This is a genomic window from Streptomyces doebereineriae, from assembly GCF_031845645.1.
In the GTDB taxonomy this organism is placed as follows: domain Bacteria; phylum Actinomycetota; class Actinomycetes; order Streptomycetales; family Streptomycetaceae; genus Streptomyces; species Streptomyces canus.
Map to the genome: position 1 here is coordinate 1 of NZ_JAVREZ010000357.1, position 440 is coordinate 440.

A 440-nucleotide genomic window follows, 5' to 3' on the forward strand; every position below is an offset into this window, starting at 1 on the left:
GACCTGACCGCGTTCGAGCAGACGGGTGTCGGCCCCGTGGGCGACGAGCCGGCCCCTGTCCCACGGGATGCGCCGGAAGAGCGCGTCGACGTCCTCGGGCGCGGAGAGGAGGACCGGGTCCAGGAGCGCGACGGCGGCGTCCTCGTCGAGCCTGCCCCGGGTTCCGGCGGCGTCGCACAGCGGGAGGACCGCGCTCCACAGCAGCAGGTGTCTGGCCAGGTCCTCCCGGATCACCGCCAGATGGGCTTCCCCTATCGGGAACGTGAACGTGCGGGGCTCGTGGTTGGCGTCGGCCCCGGCGCCCAGCATCAGCTTCAGTTCACCGTCCTCACGGATCACGTTCGGAATCCAGCCGCTCCGGCGCGCGAAAACGATGTCTCTCATGGGCCCAGTCTTCCCCATCGGACGAGGCCGGGGCCCGGCCCGCGATGTAGGGCAGG

1 protein-coding gene is annotated in these 440 nt (G+C 71.6%); it reads right to left on the bottom strand.

Annotation, left to right across the window (positions count from 1 at the left end; all coding sequences use genetic code 11):
• Positions 1-384: DUF6357 family protein (locus RNB18_RS52275; protein ID WP_311721088.1), on the bottom strand; the 384-nt coding region annotated here is incomplete at its 3' end.
• Positions 385-440 lie beyond the last annotated feature (56 nt).